This window comes from Sphingomonas bisphenolicum, from assembly GCF_024349785.1.
GTDB classification, from domain to species: Bacteria; Pseudomonadota; Alphaproteobacteria; order Sphingomonadales; family Sphingomonadaceae; genus Sphingobium; species Sphingobium bisphenolicum.
Genome location: NZ_AP018821.1, coordinates 111,286 through 128,497, shown reverse-complemented (window position 1 = coordinate 128,497; position 17,212 = coordinate 111,286). Strand labels below are relative to the sequence as shown.

The 17,212-nt window shown below is 63.6% G+C and carries 13 protein-coding genes and 1 pseudogene; 4 read left to right on the top strand and 10 right to left on the bottom strand.

Annotation, left to right across the window (positions count from 1 at the left end; all coding sequences use genetic code 11):
* Positions 1-33: 33 nt before the first annotated feature.
* Entirely contained in the window at positions 34-2,613 is a 2,580-nt protein-coding gene (locus SBA_RS23975) for a bifunctional diguanylate cyclase/phosphodiesterase (protein ID WP_261937543.1), read from the top strand.
* A 335-nt stretch (positions 2,614-2,948) separates the two neighbouring features.
* Here SBA_RS23975 and istB read toward each other — a convergent pair whose 3' ends face one another.
* Both istB and istA read right to left on the bottom strand, forming a co-directional pair.
* A complete protein-coding gene (istB, locus tag SBA_RS23970; protein WP_006956108.1) occupies positions 2,949-3,713 on the bottom strand; it encodes an IS21-like element helper ATPase IstB in 765 nt (254 codons plus the stop codon).
* Positions 3,714-3,728: 15 nt separating this feature from the next.
* Positions 3,729-5,267, bottom strand: coding sequence for an IS21 family transposase (gene istA / locus SBA_RS23965; protein ID WP_007200412.1), 1,539 nt, complete (start codon positions 5,265-5,267; stop codon positions 3,729-3,731).
* Positions 5,268-5,596: 329 nt separating this feature from the next.
* Between istA and SBA_RS23960 the strand changes: the two genes are divergently transcribed.
* Positions 5,597-7,306, top strand: a complete 1,710-nt coding sequence (locus tag SBA_RS23960) for a cation:proton antiporter domain-containing protein (protein WP_008829889.1) — start codon at positions 5,597-5,599, stop codon at positions 7,304-7,306.
* A gap of 122 nt (positions 7,307-7,428) precedes the next feature.
* A pseudogene (locus SBA_RS23955) lies at positions 7,429-7,698 on the top strand (HU family DNA-binding protein); the annotation flags it as partial.
* Between the two features lie 143 nt (positions 7,699-7,841).
* On the opposite strand, the gene SBA_RS23950 reads toward SBA_RS23955, so the two are convergent.
* From SBA_RS23950 to SBA_RS23935, 4 genes are all read right to left on the bottom strand, one after another.
* A complete protein-coding gene (locus SBA_RS23950; protein WP_008829887.1) occupies positions 7,842-9,104 on the bottom strand; it encodes a type II toxin-antitoxin system HipA family toxin in 1,263 nt (420 codons plus the stop codon).
* Between the two features lie 3 nt (positions 9,105-9,107).
* Positions 9,108-9,389 carry a helix-turn-helix domain-containing protein gene (locus tag SBA_RS23945; protein WP_008829886.1) on the bottom strand — a complete coding sequence of 94 codons (282 nt, stop codon included), beginning with the start codon at positions 9,387-9,389 and terminating at the stop codon, positions 9,108-9,110.
* A 146-nt stretch (positions 9,390-9,535) separates the two neighbouring features.
* Positions 9,536-10,081: a hypothetical protein gene (locus SBA_RS23940; RefSeq protein ID WP_008829885.1), complete on the bottom strand. Its 546-nt coding sequence runs from the start codon at positions 10,079-10,081 to the stop codon at positions 9,536-9,538.
* 107 nt (positions 10,082-10,188) lie between these two features.
* Entirely contained in the window at positions 10,189-11,727 is a 1,539-nt protein-coding gene (locus SBA_RS23935; RefSeq protein ID WP_008829884.1) for a sensor histidine kinase, read from the bottom strand.
* 321 nt (positions 11,728-12,048) lie between these two features.
* Here SBA_RS23935 and SBA_RS23930 point away from each other — a divergent pair, with 321 nt between their 5' ends.
* Positions 12,049-12,975, top strand: coding sequence for an FG-GAP repeat domain-containing protein (locus tag SBA_RS23930; RefSeq protein ID WP_008829883.1), 927 nt, complete (start codon positions 12,049-12,051; stop codon positions 12,973-12,975).
* Here the strand turns inward: SBA_RS23930 and SBA_RS23925 are convergent.
* From SBA_RS23925 to mobF, 4 genes are read right to left on the bottom strand one after another with little or no spacing between them, the layout of a single operon-like run.
* On the bottom strand, positions 12,972-13,373 hold the full coding sequence (locus SBA_RS23925) for a DUF805 domain-containing protein (protein ID WP_008829882.1): 402 nt from the start codon (positions 13,371-13,373) through the stop codon (positions 12,972-12,974). The two genes, SBA_RS23930 and SBA_RS23925, sit on opposite strands and share 4 nt — an antisense overlap.
* A complete protein-coding gene (locus SBA_RS23920) occupies positions 13,374-13,919 on the bottom strand; it encodes a DUF2726 domain-containing protein (RefSeq protein ID WP_008829881.1) in 546 nt (181 codons plus the stop codon).
* 12 nt (positions 13,920-13,931) lie between these two features.
* Complete coding sequence (locus tag SBA_RS23915; RefSeq protein WP_008829880.1) at positions 13,932-14,135, bottom strand: hypothetical protein; 204 nt, start codon at positions 14,133-14,135, stop codon at positions 13,932-13,934.
* 43 nt (positions 14,136-14,178) lie between these two features.
* A complete protein-coding gene (gene mobF / locus SBA_RS23910; protein WP_129965666.1) occupies positions 14,179-17,211 on the bottom strand; it encodes a MobF family relaxase in 3,033 nt (1,010 codons plus the stop codon).
* Position 17,212 lies beyond the last annotated feature (1 nt).

Sequence of the window (17,212 nt, the reverse complement as noted above, 5' to 3'; positions counted from 1 at the left end):
CCGAGCGCGGACTCGTCCGCGAGAGCAAAGAGGATGAGCGACCGCACTGCCGGCGGAAAGCCTTTCGCGCGTGTGTCCTTCAGATTTTACGCATTTTGTCGCAAAAGGCCGAACTCCATTAATCACTTTGTGAAATGGGAAAGGTTCAATTTCCTCCGGTTTCGATTGGCGATGTTCCCCTTTCTCTTTTGCCTGCGCGATCAACATGACGCGCCCTTGGTCATCCTCGCGGCTATAGTCTGTCTCCTGACGGCGGCGGCAACCGTTCGCCTGTGTCGGCAGGCGGCCTGGATAGACACAGGTTCGCGCAGCGTGTGGCTGACGATGGCGGGGCTGACTGCCGGTCTTGGGATCTGGGCCACGCACTTCATCGCGATGCTGGGCTACGATCCCGGCATCGTCATGGGCTATCATGTCCAACAGACCGTAGTCTCGCTCCTGGTCGTACTGGCAGGCGCGACAGCGGGCCTCTTCATTGCGACACGCGCGCCGCACCGGCTCGGCGCGCTTCTTGCCGCTTCGGTTATGGGCGGCGGCGTCACGGCCATGCACTATCTTGGCATGGCGGCGCTCGAAATGCCTGCGCTCATTCGTTGGAAGGCCGATTATGTCGCGGCCTCGGCCGTGTTCGCAATCGTCCCGCTGGTCTGGGCGCTGCCGCTTGCGCTACGCGGCAGATCGCTCGCCAAAGGCGCGGCGGCCGCAGGTCTGATCACCGCCGCCGTCGTCCTGCTACACTTTACCGGCATGACCGCGATCACGCTGATCCCGTCGCGAGGCGATTTTTCACCCCTCAGCATGATGTCTCCCCGCGCCATGTCGCTCTGGATATTTCTCGCGGTCTCCTGCACGATCGCTCTGACCGCGGCGGCGGCGATCACGAGCCGGCGGACGGGCATCAAATTGCGGCGACAGGAACGCGAGAATCAGCTTCGCGTCCAGGGCATGAAGGCCCAACTCGACCTGGCCCTTGAGAATATGCACCAGGGCCTGTGCCTATATGACGGCGACGGTCGGCTTCTGCTCTGGAACCAGCGTTTCCTGGATCTGTACGGGCTTGGGCGCGATGCGCTCCAATGCGGCATGACGGTGGGTCAAGTGATCCGCACCGGCATTGCCAACCATCTTCCCGTTGCCGAGGTCGAGCAGCGCGCAGCAGAAATCGAGCGTAACCTCGCCCAGGCACTGAGCGCTTCAGGAGACGCGCCCGCAATCTCGGAATATCCCGGCGTCGTGGTGAGCGTACGTTCGCGCGCGCTTCCCGACGGCGGATGGGTGAGCACCTTTGACGATATTACCCAGCAGCGCCGTTCGGAGGAACGAATCCGGCACCTGGCGCTGCATGACGGCCTGACCGGCCTGCCCAACCGGCGCAGGTTCAACGATGTCGTCGACCGCGATCTCGACGTTGCGGCGCGGGCCGGTTCGCGCCTGGGACTGGTCGTTGTCGACCTCGACAATTTCAAGGATATCAACGACAGCCGCGGCCATTCAGCCGGTGACGAGGCATTGAAGATGGTCGCCGCAGCGCTCAAGGACGCGGTTCGCGAGAATGAACATGTCGCGCGGCTGGGTGGCGACGAATTCGCCGCCGCAATTCTGTACCGCGAAGACTATGAGCTTGCCGACTTTGTAACGCGCCTGAGCACCGGGCTGGCGGCGATCAATGCCGGCAATGCGCACGATCTGAGCGTCCATGCGAGCCTTGGGATCGCAACCTATCCGGCTGACAGCCAGGATCGCGAACAGCTGTGCAATCATGCTGATCTCGCCATGTACCGCGCAAAAGGGACGGTAGGCGAGCGGATCTGCTATTACGAAAAAGGCATGGACGAGCAGGCGCGCGAACGCCGGCAACTCGCCGCCGACCTTCGGGGCGCCGCCGCGCGCGGCGAGATGACGATCCTCTACCAGCCGCAGCGTTCGCTCAAGGACGACAGGGTAAACGGCTATGAAGCTCTGCTGCGCTGGACCCACCCCAAGCGCGGCCTGGTTCCCCCTGACATCTTCATTCCCGTTGCTGAAGAAACCGGCGAGATCCTGGCCCTGGGCGAGTGGGTGCTGCGGCAAGCCTGTGAGGAGGCGGCCCGCTGGGGTGACGGACTGACCGTGGCCATCAACCTTTCCGCCGTGCAGTTGAGCCAAGCGAGCCTGCCCGAGAGCGTGGCCCAGACCCTTCTGGAGACCGGACTCGCACCAAGGCGTCTCGAACTGGAGATCACTGAAACCGCGATCATTGCCGACAAGCCGCGCGCCTTGCATATTTTGCGTAAACTCAAGGCGATGGGTATCGCCATTGCTATCGACGATTTCGGCACCGGTTATTCCTCGCTCGACACGCTTAACTCGTTCCCCTTCGACAAGATCAAGATCGACAAATCATTCGTCATCGGGTCCGAAGAGCGGCCGCAGGCCAGAGCAATCATCAGGGCTGTGCTCGCGCTGGGCCACAGCCTTGGCGTCCCTGTGCTCGCCGAAGGGGTGGAGACCAGCGGGCACGTCGACCTGCTGGTGGCTGAGGGGTGCGACCAGGTCCAGGGCTACCTCTTCGGGCGCCCCGCCCATGCACCAAGCCTTCTTGCGGGGGAACAAGCTCAACTGGCCGCCGGTTGATCCGCAGGTCCGTCGCGCAACGACGCGGGAGCGTCGCGAGGCGTCATGGGAGGGCGATGTCGGAAGCGAGGGCGAACCGTCCCCTTAGCTCCCAAGCTATCGGTCGAGAAAGGACCGCGAGCCGAAACGGCAGCCCCTTTTGCGAAGCTGCCGTCCCTCAGCGCGACCCGATGCTACTCCGAATTTGCATCCTTTTGCCTATATATAACATCATTTCCCATGCGCATTTCGCGGAAGTTGGGCAGTGATTTCGCGCGATCTCGGGCACGCGTTTCACGGCATCGCGGGCAGCCATTTCGCGCCCTCGGGCAGGCTGGCCAACGGGTGTTATTGAGTCAGGGCTGAAGGCTTTGGTCAAGCAATTTCATGGTGCTCATCTTTTTTCGCATGCTGTCGCCGCTCAGGGTTAGGCGGTGAGCGTTGTGGACCAGGCGGTCGAGGATCGCATCTGCCAGGGTGGGATCGCCGATAACCTCGAACCATTGATCCACCGGAAGCTGACTGGTGACGATGGTGGAGCCCCGACCTTGTCGATCGTCGAGGATTTCCAGCAGATCGCGTCGCTCTGTTGCCGTCAGGACTGAGAGCCCCCAATCATCAAGGATGAGCAGTTCCGTACGTTCGATGGCTTTGAGAACGCGGGCATGTCGTCCGTCGCCTTTGGCTATGGCCAACATCTGGAACAGGCGGGGCACGCGATGATAGACAACCCGGCGACCATCACGGCAAGCTTTGTTGCCCAGTGCGCAGGCGATCCAGCTTTTGCCCAACCCTGTTGGCCCTGTGATCAGCAAATTTTCGTGCCGGTTGATCCAGCTGCCATCGATCAGATGCGCCATCACCGCGACATCAATGCCGCGAGGGCTGCGCATGTCGATATCTTCAACACAGGCCGCGTGGCGCAGGGCGGCAAAACGTAACCGCGTAGCCAGCTTCTTGGCGTCACGCTCTGCAGCTTCGCGATCGACGAGCAATCCCAGCCTTTCTTCAAAGCTGAGGCTTTCAAACGTCGCGCCAACGCGCCGCTGTTCATGAAGTGCCTTTGCCATACCGGAAAGCCCGATAGCCTCCAGACGGTCGCAAGTGGGATGGGACAGCAACAGTAATCTCCTCTGTCAGTGGTAATAGTTCTGGCCGCGGATGTTGCGGTGTTGCAGCGGCAGCTCTTCGGGGTCTGGTTCCAGGAAAGCCTGATCAAGACCGGTCTTCAGGATCGAGCGGATGGATGCGACCGATCGGGCCTTGATGGCGACGGCCCGGCGGCATGCGGCATCGATCCGCCGGGGCTCGAAGCTTTTGGCCAACGACAGCACGCCCAGGCAGGTTCGGAAGCCTTGTTCGGGGTGCGGCCTGTCCTGCATTACGATATCGCAAAACGCAGCCACGGAGGGCCCCAGCTTTGCGGCGCTGTTCAGAATGCGCGTCGCGGACCATTCGGCATAGCGGCGGTGCGCCGACGGCATATGCTCGGCCGCCGTGACATGACTACGCCGTCCGGGATCGCGCAGATGGCTAGCGACGCGTTTGCCACGATGGAAGATTTCTACCGTGGCATGAGTAACCCGCGCGTCCACGTCCTGCCGGATCAAGTTGAACGGCACAGAATACCAGCAGCGATCTACCTCGATGTGATAATCGGGGGCGACACGGGCCCGTTTCCAGCGCGCAAAGACATAGGGATCGGCGGGCAGCGGCTGCAAGTTCGGACGATCCAATGTGGCGAACAAATCAGCGCGACTGGCGCCATAGTCACGCATGACGCGCATGTTCAATTCGTCGAGCAATGGCCGGATGGCAGTGTTCAGCTCGGCTAGTGAGAAGAACCTGCGATTGCGCAACCTTGCCAGGATCCAGCGCTGGGCGACTTGCACGGCTACCTCGACTTTGGCCTTGTCTTTTGGCTTTCGCACGCGCGCCGGCAGGATTGCTGTGCCGTAGTACCCGGCCATTTCAGCATAGGTCCGGTTCAAGCCGGGATCATAGCGGTCCGGCTTAATCACAGCCGATTTCAGGTTGTCGGGTACGACCACCTTCGGCACACCGCCCAGATAGGCAAACATCCCCACATGGGCCGCAATCCAATCCTCCAGCCCTTCGCTGGCAACAGCCAAGGCGTAGGTATAGCTTGAGGCCCCCATCGCTGCGACGAACAGCTTGGCCGCTTTCACCTCACCGGTTGCCGGGTCAACGATCTCGATCGTGTCGCCGGAGAAGTCGACAAACACCTTTTCGCCGCCCACATGCGTTTGCCGCATGCTCGGCCGTACACGGCCTTTCCACGCGTCAAAGTGGGTGCAAAACCATGTGTAGCCAAATCCGTGGGGGTGCTGTGCCCGGTATTCCTGCCACAGCAACATGCGCGTGACCCCGCGCTTGCGCAGTTCCTGATCAATTACGGCCCAATCCGGAACTGGCCGGTCTGGATCGGCCACGTCTGAAGCGTTCGGGAATAGCAGCAGCTCAAGGCTGTCATCATCCAGCCCCTCCGGCAGGGGCCAGCCCAGTCCAGCATCCCGGGCGCGCCGCAGGTACGTGCCCACACTCCCTTTCCCAAGCCCAAGCGAGGACGCAATCGCCCGCTCACTCAGCCCTTGGGCAAACTTCAATCGCAAAACGTCGCGAATACGGCGCATGGTCAAACGTCCTGTCGGCATTCCAATCCTCCTGTGTTTCAGGAGGCGGAGTAACTGCAGTTCGTTGGTCATGCCTGCCCGCGATCGCGCGAAATCAGTGCCCGCGATCGTGTGAAATAGGTGCCCGGCTTCCCGTGAAATCGCTGCCCGCGATCAGATGAAATCAGTGCCCGCGATCACGCGAAACGCGCATTCCCATCCTCAAAATCTAGTTTTGATGTATAAACCATCACACTGATTGACGGGTGCCGTCTTTAGGTCGGGTGGCCGGCATCAACCGGTGACATCTCCCTCTTTCATCCTACATCACGCCCAAATCCAACTAGCGACTGGATAAGGCTCTTGAATTCATGGAAGAACAGCTTGCTCAGACATTCCTTCTGATCGCGGCTGCATTTGTGGCCGTTGCCATCCTGGCGAGGCTGCGCCTGTCGCCGGTCTTGGGCTATCTCGCCGCGGGCCTGCTCCTGGGCCCCCATGGCATAGGCGCAGTAACCGACAGCGAAGGCACCCATTTTTTCGGCGAGCTCGGCATCGCTCTCCTCATGTTCGTGATTGGCCTTGAATTTTCCGTGCCTCGGCTGCTGTCCAGCGGGGGCGCCATGATCGGGCTCGGGTTCGGAACCGTGGCAGGCGCAACACTGCTGGCGGGAGCTGCGAGCCATTTCCTCGTAGGATTGCCGCTTCTGCCAGCGGCCCTCCTGGGCGGCGCCATCGCCATGTCATCGACCGCCATCATCCAAAAGCATCTCGTCGACACCGACGCGGTATCGAGCCGCCACGGCGTGGCTGCGACCGGCATAGTCCTGTTTGAGGACCTGGTCGCTTTGATCCTGCTGTCGCTCATTGCTGCCCTTCCAGACGCGGCCAACGAGGTCGAGATGGAAAAGGTGCTGCTGCGTATGGGTGTCAGCTTCGTGGCATTGGCGGGCGTGGCTCTTCTCGCACGGCGGACTCTGGGCCGACTGCTCGGTTGGGTCGCGAGATCCGGCCAGGACGAAACTTTCCTGCTGGCCGTGCTGACGCTTGTGGTGGGCGCGTCGCTCGCAGCCGAAATGATCGGACTGTCACTTCCTATCGGCGCCTTCGTAGTCGGGATGATGGTCGGCGAAAGTGACTTCAGGCACCAGCTCGAAGAGGAAATCCGGCCATTTCGCGATCTGCTGCTGGGCATCTTCTTCGTGACGATTGGCATGTCGGTCGACTGGTCGCAGATCCTGGCCCAGCCGGCTGTCACCTTTCTCGTTCTGGCCGCGATCCTCGTCGTCAAGTTCCTGGTCGTCTTTGGGGTCACCCGTCTCTCGGGCCTCCCGGCAAGCAGCGCGGTCAAGACCGGCTTGCTTCTGGCGCATTCGGGTGAGCTTGGGCTACTCATCGTGGGCAGGTCGCTCGATAGCGCCCTTCTGTCGCCCGCGATCGGCCAGCCCGTCCTGGGCGCGATCGCCGCGAGCATGCTCGTCGGACCGATCCTGGGGCAGTGGAGCGACCGGGCCGGAGATCTCATCCGGCGAAGCCGGGATCCGCGCGGCGCGGAGATCGAAACAGCCGTTCGCACAACATCTCAAGAGCTCAAGGGTCATGTTGTGCTTGCCGGCTGCGGCCCCGTGGGCCGTCTGGTCGCGCTCACACTCGAGGCGAGCGAAATTCCATACCTGGCGATCGAGCGAAACGTGGAGCGCCTTCGCCGCGCCCAACAGGAAGGTCATAATGCGGTTTTCGGCGACGCCAGCCGAGCGGGAATACTCAAGGCAGCCGGCGTCGATCGCGCTGCGGCCATCATCGTGCTTGTCAACAACTGGCATCGGTCGGTGCGCATCATTCGCGAAGCCAAGCGCCTGAACCCCGCGATCCAGGTGATCGCCAGCCTTCGCGACGATGCGCATCTGGGTGAGTTGGCGCAAGCGGGCGCGGCACATGTCTTTCCCGAAAATTATGCTGCGGGGCTTGGGCTCAGCGCCCAGGCCCTCATGACGCTCGGCATGTCTGCGGACGATGCGACCGATAGGATTCGGGCCATGCGGGCGCAGCTCAGTCCGGACCTTCAGATCGTGCCGCGGTGAGTTGCCAGCCCGACCAACCCCCCTCCAACTAAATCATTACGGCGCCAACATAAAATGTGGAGATAGGCGCGCGGATGACTTACCTTGGATGCAGTGACAAACCAGTGAAGCAGGCTTCAGCCATGGTGCGATCTGAACTTGTGGCCCTCCTGGCCAAGGAAAACCCGGAACTCTCCGCACAGGAGATTGAAAAGATCGTCGATCTCTTCTTCGAAGCGGTTGTCGACCAGCTAGCCGCTGGCGGGCGTGTCGAGCTGCGCGGGTTCGGTGCCTTTTCGACGCGGCTGCACGAGGCTCGCACCGGGCGAAATCCGCGCAGCGGCGCGGCCGTGCCGGTCCCGGCCAAGCGATCCGTGCATTTCAAGCCAGGCAAGGCGATGCGGGAGAGGCTGATCGCCGCGGCGGCTGGCATGATCAAGGCAGCCCCCTCTCCCGCCGCAGCTTCTTCCACCGCGTCGGCCGAAGCGCGCGCAGCCTGAAATCCCTCGGGAGCGCAGGGGTCATGTGACGCCTTCGGCGTAAAATTGCTCGCCTGTCAGCCGATTGCGCGATGTTCGGGGTCCGCCAGGCGAAAGCAGGTCGCAAAACGGCCCTGGTCGGCGACGTTGACCCCTGCCTCTTCGAAACAGCCACGCCACCGCGCATGAACCCTGTCGGCCATGGCGATAGCGATCGCGCGCGCATCCTCGTCCGCCAGGTCGAACTGCGCGACCTGCGAGAGCGCGTTGGCAAGGGTGGCCTGGCGACCCTCGGTACCCACGCCTAGCACGAGCCGGCGATCCAGGCCCACCTGCGGCTTGGGTACGACGTCATAGAGCGGCGACAGCCGCCACCCCTTCCCGTCCCACAGGAAACCATGATTGCGCAGGTGATCGTCGTCATTGGTGACGAGGATGTTGAAGACCATGCGCCTGAACAGTTCCTCGAGATCCCGCCGGACCGCGGTGCCGTGCTGGCGCAGCGTCGCACCGAGATCGGCATAGGCATAGCGGCTGACCTCGCTTTCATGCGCGCCCAGCATCGTAAGCCCCGATGCGAAGGAGGCGCGCAGCATCCGGTTGCCGTCCAGCCTGCGATCGAAACGTTCGATCAGATAGATGTCGCGGCCGAGCAGTTGCTCGAAGCGAAGCGACGGAACGTCGAGCCCGCATTCAGCGGCGAGCCGCATGGTGGCTAGCTCGACCCGGCACTCGGGAAAGGTGTCGTTGCGTGCTGGAAACTTGGCGATCCAGGACTGGCCCTCGATCGTCGTCGCCGCCTTTGGACGCGCGCCGCCCAGCGACGAGCCGGCGGTCAGGAGGGGGCGCAGATTTTCGCTGAGCTGGTCGACCTCCTGCGCTTCTTCGGCAGCGGCAGCCAGTTCTGCCAGGGTGAACTGTTCGCCGGGCGCGTCGGCTTCGCCCCACGGCGCCAAGCGCCTTGGCGCCTCTAGCGTGGGACCGAACGCCAGCGCGCCGACGCGGTGGTCGCCGGATGCGAGCAGAAGATCCGCCTCGCTTGGCGTTCGCTCGCCCATCGCCTTGTACATGAGATACTGACCCCACCCGTCGGGCGCGGCGTCGCGAATCCCATTGAAGACGGCAAAGCCTTCCTCGGTCCGGAATTCCTGGCGCGTGCCGGCCGGCGGCAGCGGCAGGGTCACAGGATCGATCGCGACACGGTCGGGCCGCTCGAGATAGCGATTGCCGTATGCGAAGGTCGCGTAGCTGGCACGCGGCTCGCTGTGGAGGCGCAAAAGGCCCGCGGGGACGGCAACGCCGTCCAAATAGACGAAGACGAAGGTTTCGATGTCGGCCATGGCTTAGAAATCCAGCGGATCGTCGCGCCGCGGCGTGTGGATGCTGTGCGGCAGGCGGCCGATTTCCTCGCTGGTCCCGACCCTGTCGGTTTCAGGGGCGACGAGCGATTCCAGGCGAGCCGTCATACCTAGCACGAAGAGAGCGCTCGCCAGCGCTGCGAGACCTACGGTCGGATCGCCAGCTTCGAGACGCTGCAGCGTCTGCACCGACACCAGCATACGCTCGGCCATCAGTTTCTGCGGGATGCGTCGCCGCTTGCGTGCGGTGCGCAAGTCTTCGCCCAACTGGCGAATGGCACGCTGACTTTGGGGCGGCAGACCGCTGGAGGCTCGAGAGGCGCGAGGCATGGAAAGTGCATGACATATCATGTGCAAATGAGCAATTAAAATGATATGTCACGCCCAACTGAACGATTTCCCTGCCGTCCTGCTCAGGCGCGCAACGCGCGCGCAGCCGCGTCTGTAATCGTGTAAACCGCTTCGCGCTGCGCACCGCGATTATGATGATCGACGCGAAAGCCCTGATAATGCCTGCGCACAAGGCCGGCTCTTACGAGGTCCGAAACAGCGCGGCTGACATTGCAACGGCCCGAGCGCCGGATGCGCACTTTCACCTCCTCCTGGACCACACGGGCCGCCTCCTGCGGATCGTCAGGCAGTGCCTTCTGCGCCTCAAGGCCCGACCGCACCTGGTCGACGATGGCGAGGCGGCGCGCATCGCGCTGCGCAATGGGCACGAGAGAGTCGCAGAGCCAATCGCGCAAAGGAATGCGCTCGCCATCCACCTGGACGTAAGGACCTGCACTGCCGCTGTTCCGCCCCGCCGCCTTGGCGATCAGGTTGAGCACCATGAAGGCATAGCGCGGCCGCCGCGAAACATCGGCGATGCGCTCGATGAGGGCAGGCAAATTCAGGTCGTCGGACGGCGGCTGCCTGACCGGATCGACGGAGGCGAAGAGGTCGGGTTGCTGGAACATAAGATGAATCTATCACGCGCGCGCGCAATGTGAATCCCCAGCGGACAGCACATCCAAGTTTTTCCACCCGTGACATTTTACCGAGCCGGAACCGCCATGGGTTCCACTCAAGCGGGTTCGGTGATCCGTGCCAGATCAGCCCGAAGCCGCCAGACGACACCGGTCGGCTGATAGTCGATGACTCCCTTGCCGCCGAGGTCGCTGGCAAGGCTGGCCATCAACCGGGTGCCGAACCCGCCGCGCTCGGGCGCGCACACGATTGGCCCGCCTCGCTCCGCCCAGCAGATCGTGAGGAAAGACTTTCCCTCTTCCTCCTCGATGGCCCAGCTGAGGTCGACCTGCCCGCCCGGCACCGACAGGGCGCCATATTTCACCGCATTGGTGGAAAGCTCGTGGAGCGACATGGACAGAGCCAGCGAGGCCCGTGCCGATAGAAGAAGGTCAGGCCCCGCAATCCGGATCGCGCCTGTGCGAGCGCCATGAAGCGCCGTTGTCCCTTCGGCGACAGCGCCGATCGGCGCCACCGTCCAGTCGGTGCGGGTGAGCAACTCGTAAGCGGCGCCCAAGGTCTGGAGGCGCTGCCCGATCGCGGTACTCGCCTCCTCCATCGAGGGCGCGCTGCGAAGCGACTGGTGGACGATGGCATTTACCACAGCGAGCGTATTCTTGACCCGGTGCTGGAGCTCGCCGGTCAGGAGCCGCCGATGCATCTCGGCATCCTTTTCCGCAGTGATGTCCCGCACCGTGCCGACGAACTTCTGTTCGCCGCCCAGACCTACGGCAAGCGCGCCCTTGGCGTGGATCCAGCGCTCACGGCCATCACGAGGATTGACCGTGCGATATTCGACGCTGACCGTGCCTGCGCCTCCAGGAGCGAGCGCCTCGGCGATAAGGGCAGCGACCCGCTCGCGATCCTCGGCATGAACCCGCGCGAGAAACGAGGTTTCATAGTCGAGCGCTTCGTCAGGTTCGTGGCCAAGCAACTCCCGGGTGCGCGCGTCCCATTTGAGCGAACGCAGCGCCGGCGTCGATTCCCAGGCGCCGAGTTCGCCTGCGTCGAGGGCAAGACGGGTCCGCTCCTCGCTGGCAGCGAGCTGCGCGAGCGTTTCCTGCTGCTGGCTGAGCGACCTGCGCAATTCCAGCTGCGTCATGACCTGGCGCGCCAGCACTTCGAGGGTGAGCCGCTGGAAGGGCGTGATGCCCTCCGGGCGAGGCTGGCGGTCAAGAACGCAGAGCGTGCCGATGGGCAGACCGTCGGGTGTCTTGAGAAGCGCCCCGGCATAGAAGCGAAGACCACCTTCGGCCGTAACCAGGGGATTGCAATCGACCCGCGGATCGAGCCGTGTGTCGGGGATCACCATCATGTCCTCCTCGAGCAGCGCATGCGCGCAGATCGAGACTTCCAGAGGGAGTTCGCGCGCGCCGATGCCGATTTCGGCCTTGAACCACTGCCGCGCGGCCGCGATGAGGTTGACCACGGCGATCGGCGCGCCAAGCGCCTCGGAGGCCAGACGTGCGATGTCATCAAAGATCGGCTCGGTCGGCGTATCAAGAATGTCATAGCGGTCCAGCGCGGCAACGCGCTCGTCCTCGCTCCAATTTCGGCCGGACGTACTAGGGACCTTGGAGATGTTCGTTTGTACCATCCCGACTGAGTAGCAGCTTTAGGCGGTAAAGTGCGGCAATTCGCCGCAGCCAGAGCATTTCAGAGAAAGCCACAAAGCATAATAGCCAACTTCCGCGCACAACTCCTGTGCGTCGAGGCTTCCAGGGCATTCCGCCTCGCCTGCTCCGCCTCACATCCGATACCATCCGTGACACTTTACCCCGATCTCTAGGTAAAGTGTCACACGCGACATCAGGATTGGAGTAGGACGGCACGCTGCCTGTTTCTGATGGAATCGCTTGATCCTTGCGACCGAACCGTCACGATGCAGGATCCTTTGTAGCGGTGCGGGGAGCGACATATGGGCAGATGGACAGGCATCGGCGCACTCGCGGCAGTTGTATGGGCGCCGCCGCTCATGGCCCAATCGGCAGGCATGACCCGCGAACAGGCGAAAGCCCTCTATGGCGCGGGCGGCTTTCCTGTCGTCACCGACGCCGTCGGGCCGACGAACCGCTGCGGCAAACCGGCAAGGCCGCGCATTACCTTCGTCGATATGAACGGCGATGGACGCAAGGAAGCCCTCTTTATCGACAGCGGAGATTGCTACCAGCAGGAGAAGCGCTGGTATGCCGTCGCCACCCAGGGCGCGGATGGCCGCTGGCGCCGCATTCTGGAAGGGGAAGGCTCCGTCGCGGCGTCGGGTACAGCAGTCAACGGCTGGTTCATGCTCAACGCGACGCGCGGCGGCGTGACGACGCGGCTCGCTTATGATGGCAATGTCTACGCGGACGCACGTATGGCTTCACAGGCGGCGCGGGCCGCCCCATCGACGGCTCGAAATGCCACCTCGGGTCCAGCCGCCGCCGCGCCCGCTGGAGACGCCGCGATCTTCCTTGCCGCCGGCTTCCACCTCAAGAAGGGTCGCTGGGAAAGCGGCTGCAACGATGGCGACGAGGACAATGGGCCAGGGTCCTATGGGCCCGGCACGATCGAGGAGCGGCGCGACTTGAACGGCGACGGCAGACCCGAGGCCATCATCACCGAAGGCGGCACCTATTGTTACGGCAATACGGGCGCCGCCTTCTGGGTAATGAGCCAGCAGGCCGACGGCCGCTGGAAGCGCATGTATAATTCGGTCGGTATCGCCGATATTCGTCCCACCAAGGGCGCGGACGGTTGGCCCGATATCGGCATCGGCGGCCCCGGCCTTTGCATGCCGGTCGTGCGATGGAACGGCCGGGCCTATGTCGACTTGCGGGTCGAGGGTAAGGGATGTGCCCGTTAAGCCGACACGGGATTGCCGAAGCGATTGGCGCTCCGCGAGCCCGGCTCGATGCAAAGCCATAGCTGGGTGATGATCCCAAGAGTCGCGATGGCCATGGTCAAAGGCGCGTCGGTCGCCAGCGGGTCGCCGCGCAGCGTCGTCCAGACCAATCCGACCGTATTAAACCCCGATAATCCAACGTCGTGGAAACGCTTGACCGTAATGGCGATCCCCACCCAGAGCGCCAGCGCGCTAATGACGACGAGCGCGACGTTGATGGCGGCGGCATAGCGTAGCGCGAGCAGCGGGTTGAAAGGCACGAAATCGAACGCGATCGCCCAACCTGTGGCCACCACCGCCAGGAACGGGGCGCGGCCCACTCGCCCTTTTGGAGACAGCAGGATTTCCCCAATATCCATTCAGACGTCCCTTTCCGTCACTGACTGAGATACCTTCAGCATCACGTTCCTCAGCGGCTGGATTTGATCCATCACACCAGCGACTGTAGGCGCAGCAGAACGGGGAATGCGGATGGTGCGGTAGCCAGCGCTCGCCGTCATGGCGTCGCGCTTGAGATCACGAGAAGCGTTATGGGTGCTGTCGTCTACCTCGATCAGGGCTACGATTTTCCCGGTTGTGCGATCTTCGACGACGAAATCTACGATCTTCTGAGAAAAAGCGTTCCGATCCGACGCATACCGACGGCGGCCCACGGGTTTTGGTGCGGCCATAATTGCGCCCATCGAGACTTGAGCATGGAACCGGTAGGCCGGTAACATTTGCTCGAGGACGACAAGCATCGCTTGCTCACGCCGTGTCATAAGCGGCTTGGCTACGGGGGCCGGAGCGCCCCCACCAAAAGGCGCATCGGGAAGGAGTAACCACGCCAGCGCACCAAGTGTCCCGAGAGAAATCAGTGGCACGCAGATGGAGAACAGATAATTTAGGAAGCCCCCTATCGTCATAGCGCGCCTCCCTCAGTTCCAGCCGTCGCGGCGGCCTTCGCCGCCATCGCGCAGCGTGCGCCCATCGAGCGCGGAACGCCGGATTTCGAGCTCGACGCTCTCGCCCTTGCGCCGGGTACGGATGTCGCTGGGGTCGATGTTATTGGCCTTCGCGAAATCCTCGGCCGCCTTTTCGCTGCCGAACTTGCCGGCATCGTCATAATCCCATCCAGACATTATCCTCGTCTCCTTGGTCATGAGCGGCAGAGGGCCGCTCGGCTTACAAATCGAGGCCCAGGCTGCGTTCGGGCAGCGGGGGCAGCAGATCGGCTTGTTCGGGTTTGAGGCGCGGCGCGCTCAGATCATCAGACTTCGTCCTGGCTGCCGCCTGCCCTTCCGCCGGGGGCACCGGCGGCAAGCCATCGAGTCCTTCGGCCGCTTTGGGACCAGGTCCGCCCTCGACGCGTCCCGGATCGAATGGGCCGGATGCCTGCGCCCTTCCCGGACCGTCGATTTCGAGCCGGCCCAGGGTCTCGAGCGCGGAGGTCTTGTTTCCGGGGTTGTGGTCTAGTTGCCGCTCGAGCTTCGCCTTGTCGTCGACCACCATGGTGAGGTCGTCGCGCACGCGCGTGACGCCGACGTTGAAGAGGCGCTGGTTCGACAGGTTGCGCTCATGGCTATCCATGACCGTGATCGCCTTGTCGGTGGTGATCCCCTGCGCCATGTGCATGTTGAGCGCATAGGCCAGGTCCACCCGGCTCAGCGTGGGATCGCCAGACGCGAGCACGAGCCGGTCCCTCCCCGCCGTCTCGACGGTCACGCTGTCGCGATCGACGGCGACAACCCGGGCGAGCGAGGCGTTGGTCAGGCCGCGCGGCTTGTCGTTGGCCGTCCAGCGTATGCGGTCGCCCGCCCGCAGGTGAAGATCCTTCTTCTCGGTCAGCTGGAGGCGATCGCGTGTCTGGGTCGGCGACAATTTCTGCGGATCGAAACGTATTCGGCGGCGGCCTTCGCCCAGCTCGACCTTGCCATTGGCGTGGACGGCCAGGACATCGTAGCGCCCGGCGCGGAGCCCTACGTCCTGGCCGCCGCCCCGACCGACCTCGAGCGTCATGCCGGCGCGGTAGGTGGCCGCGTAGCGCAGTTCCTCGCGCGTCGTGTTGACCCGCTCATAGACCGTGAGGTGGATGCCCTCCCCTTCCAGCGATCCTTCGGCGGCAAGACCCGCCTGGATCCTCTCATTGATCGCCGCACGTGCCTCGCGCCCCGAGGCAAAGACCGCAGTCGCCTGGCGCTCCGCGGGATCGAGCGCCAGCCAGAGATCGGCGGCATGTTCCGCGGGCTGGGAGGCTTCGATGACCTTGTCGCCCAGCACCCGCATCGCCTCGCTTGCCTTGCCGATATTGGCAAGCGCGGCGACGGTGCGCAGGACGTCGGTCCGCTGGCGGATATTCTCGTCCATGCGGGCCAGCGTGCCGCCCGCCGCCTGGATCATGGCGAAGGATTTGCCCGCATCGATCGAGGAGAGCTGCTGCCGGTCACCGACCAGCACGAGCTTGTCGACGCCAAGCGTCTCGACGATGGCGTGGAGCGTGAGCATATCGTTCGACGACACCATCGAGGTCTCGTCGACGACCAGCATCGATCCGGCATGTGCCGCCCGCGCCGCATCATAGCCCGGGCCCTGCGGTTCGGCGACATACCGTTCATGGGCAAGCACGAAAGAGGCGATGGTTTGCGCAGGGACGCCTGCGCCTTCGGCGAGGTCCGCGACCATCTTGTTCTGGAAGGCAAGGCCGGTGATGGCGCGTCCTTCCGCCTCGGCCACGCGGGCGACGGCCTGAAGCATCGTCGACTTGCCGGCGCCGGCGATGCCCTGGATCGAGACCGTGCGGTCGGCCGAGCCGAGGATCAAGGTGGCGGCGGCGAGCTGGCCTGTATTGAGGGGCTGCGTCGCTACGGCCTGCAGGCGGCCCGGCGCCTCGGACGCGTCGATGATTGGGTTCGCCTGTCCGCGGCCCGCCTCTACCTGGGCCAGGATCTGGGTTTCCGTGGCTAGTGCCTGCCGGGTGGTGATGAAGTCGGCTGCGCGCTCCTGTCCCCTGAGCAGCGTGCCGCGCTCGACGAGTTGCTGGATCCGCTGTTCGATCCGATCGATCGTCACGTCCTTGAGGCCAAGGTCGAGCGCGGTCTTGGCAAGGCGATGGATGGGAAAGGCCGCCTCGCGTTCGCTATGCATACGGACTGCCGAGGCGACCGCGAGCTGGGCTCGCGCGATGGCGGGCGACTGGGTGACGCGGGCAAGGCCGCGATCGACCAGAGGATCCGCGGACCGCACCAGGTCGCCGAGCTTCTCGCGGGCGGCGGCGATCGCCTCGGTCACCGCCTTGTAGCCGCGTTCGAGCGGTCCGAGCGCCCCATGGCGATCGGACCGCGCCAGGGCGCCCTCGACGAGGGCCTTTCCGTCGAATCCAAGCGACGCCGCCTTGTCGATCCATTCCTGCTTGAGGGCGTCGCGATCCTCGACATTGAGCTTGGGATCGCGGGTATTGGTGGTGATCTGGTCGCGGCCCTTGTGCGAGACGATGCCAAGCGCCGCCGCCTTTTCGAGGATCGCTTCGCGGCGCTGGCTGTAGGCATCAATCACCTTGCGCGGTACGCCGGCGATCTCGAAGGTGCCGTGCTTGCCGAGCGCCTCGATCCTGAAACCGAGCTGCTCGATGCCTTCGCGCAGATAGGCGTGGTAGATCGAGCCGATGACGGTGTTATGGCTCCAGATCTTGTCCGCGTGGAGCGCTTGCCATTTGCCGTCGGGCAAACGGGTCAGGTTGGCGATCACTGCATGGATATGGCCCTGGGGATCGAGGGCGCGGCTCGTGTCGTGCTGGAAGAGGGCATACACGAGGTTGCCGGTCGCGACAGGAACGGTCCGCCCGCCGATATCCTTGCGACCTTCGGCGAGGTTTTTCTCGACCCAGGCCATCGTCTTCTGGACCGCCGCCATGTTGGCGGCGAGAATGCGCTTGTCGCCCGCCACATAGGCCAGGATCGAGGCTGACTTGGGCATGGAGAAGGTGAGGTCGAGGCCGGCCCGCCGGTTCTCCACTTGAGCCACCCCTTCTCCCGAAGGCAGGATGCCGTTGAGCATGCCCTCGAACGCATCCTTGCCCACTTCTCCCGACAGCCCGAGCGCCCCCGCGCCCTCCCCGCCCCAGGCGCTGATCTCGGAGGATCCTTCGACCGTGTAATAGTCGTCCTTCGCGAAATAGTTCGCGGCGCCCGAAGCGGAGCGGACCGAGGCGACCGACAGCATG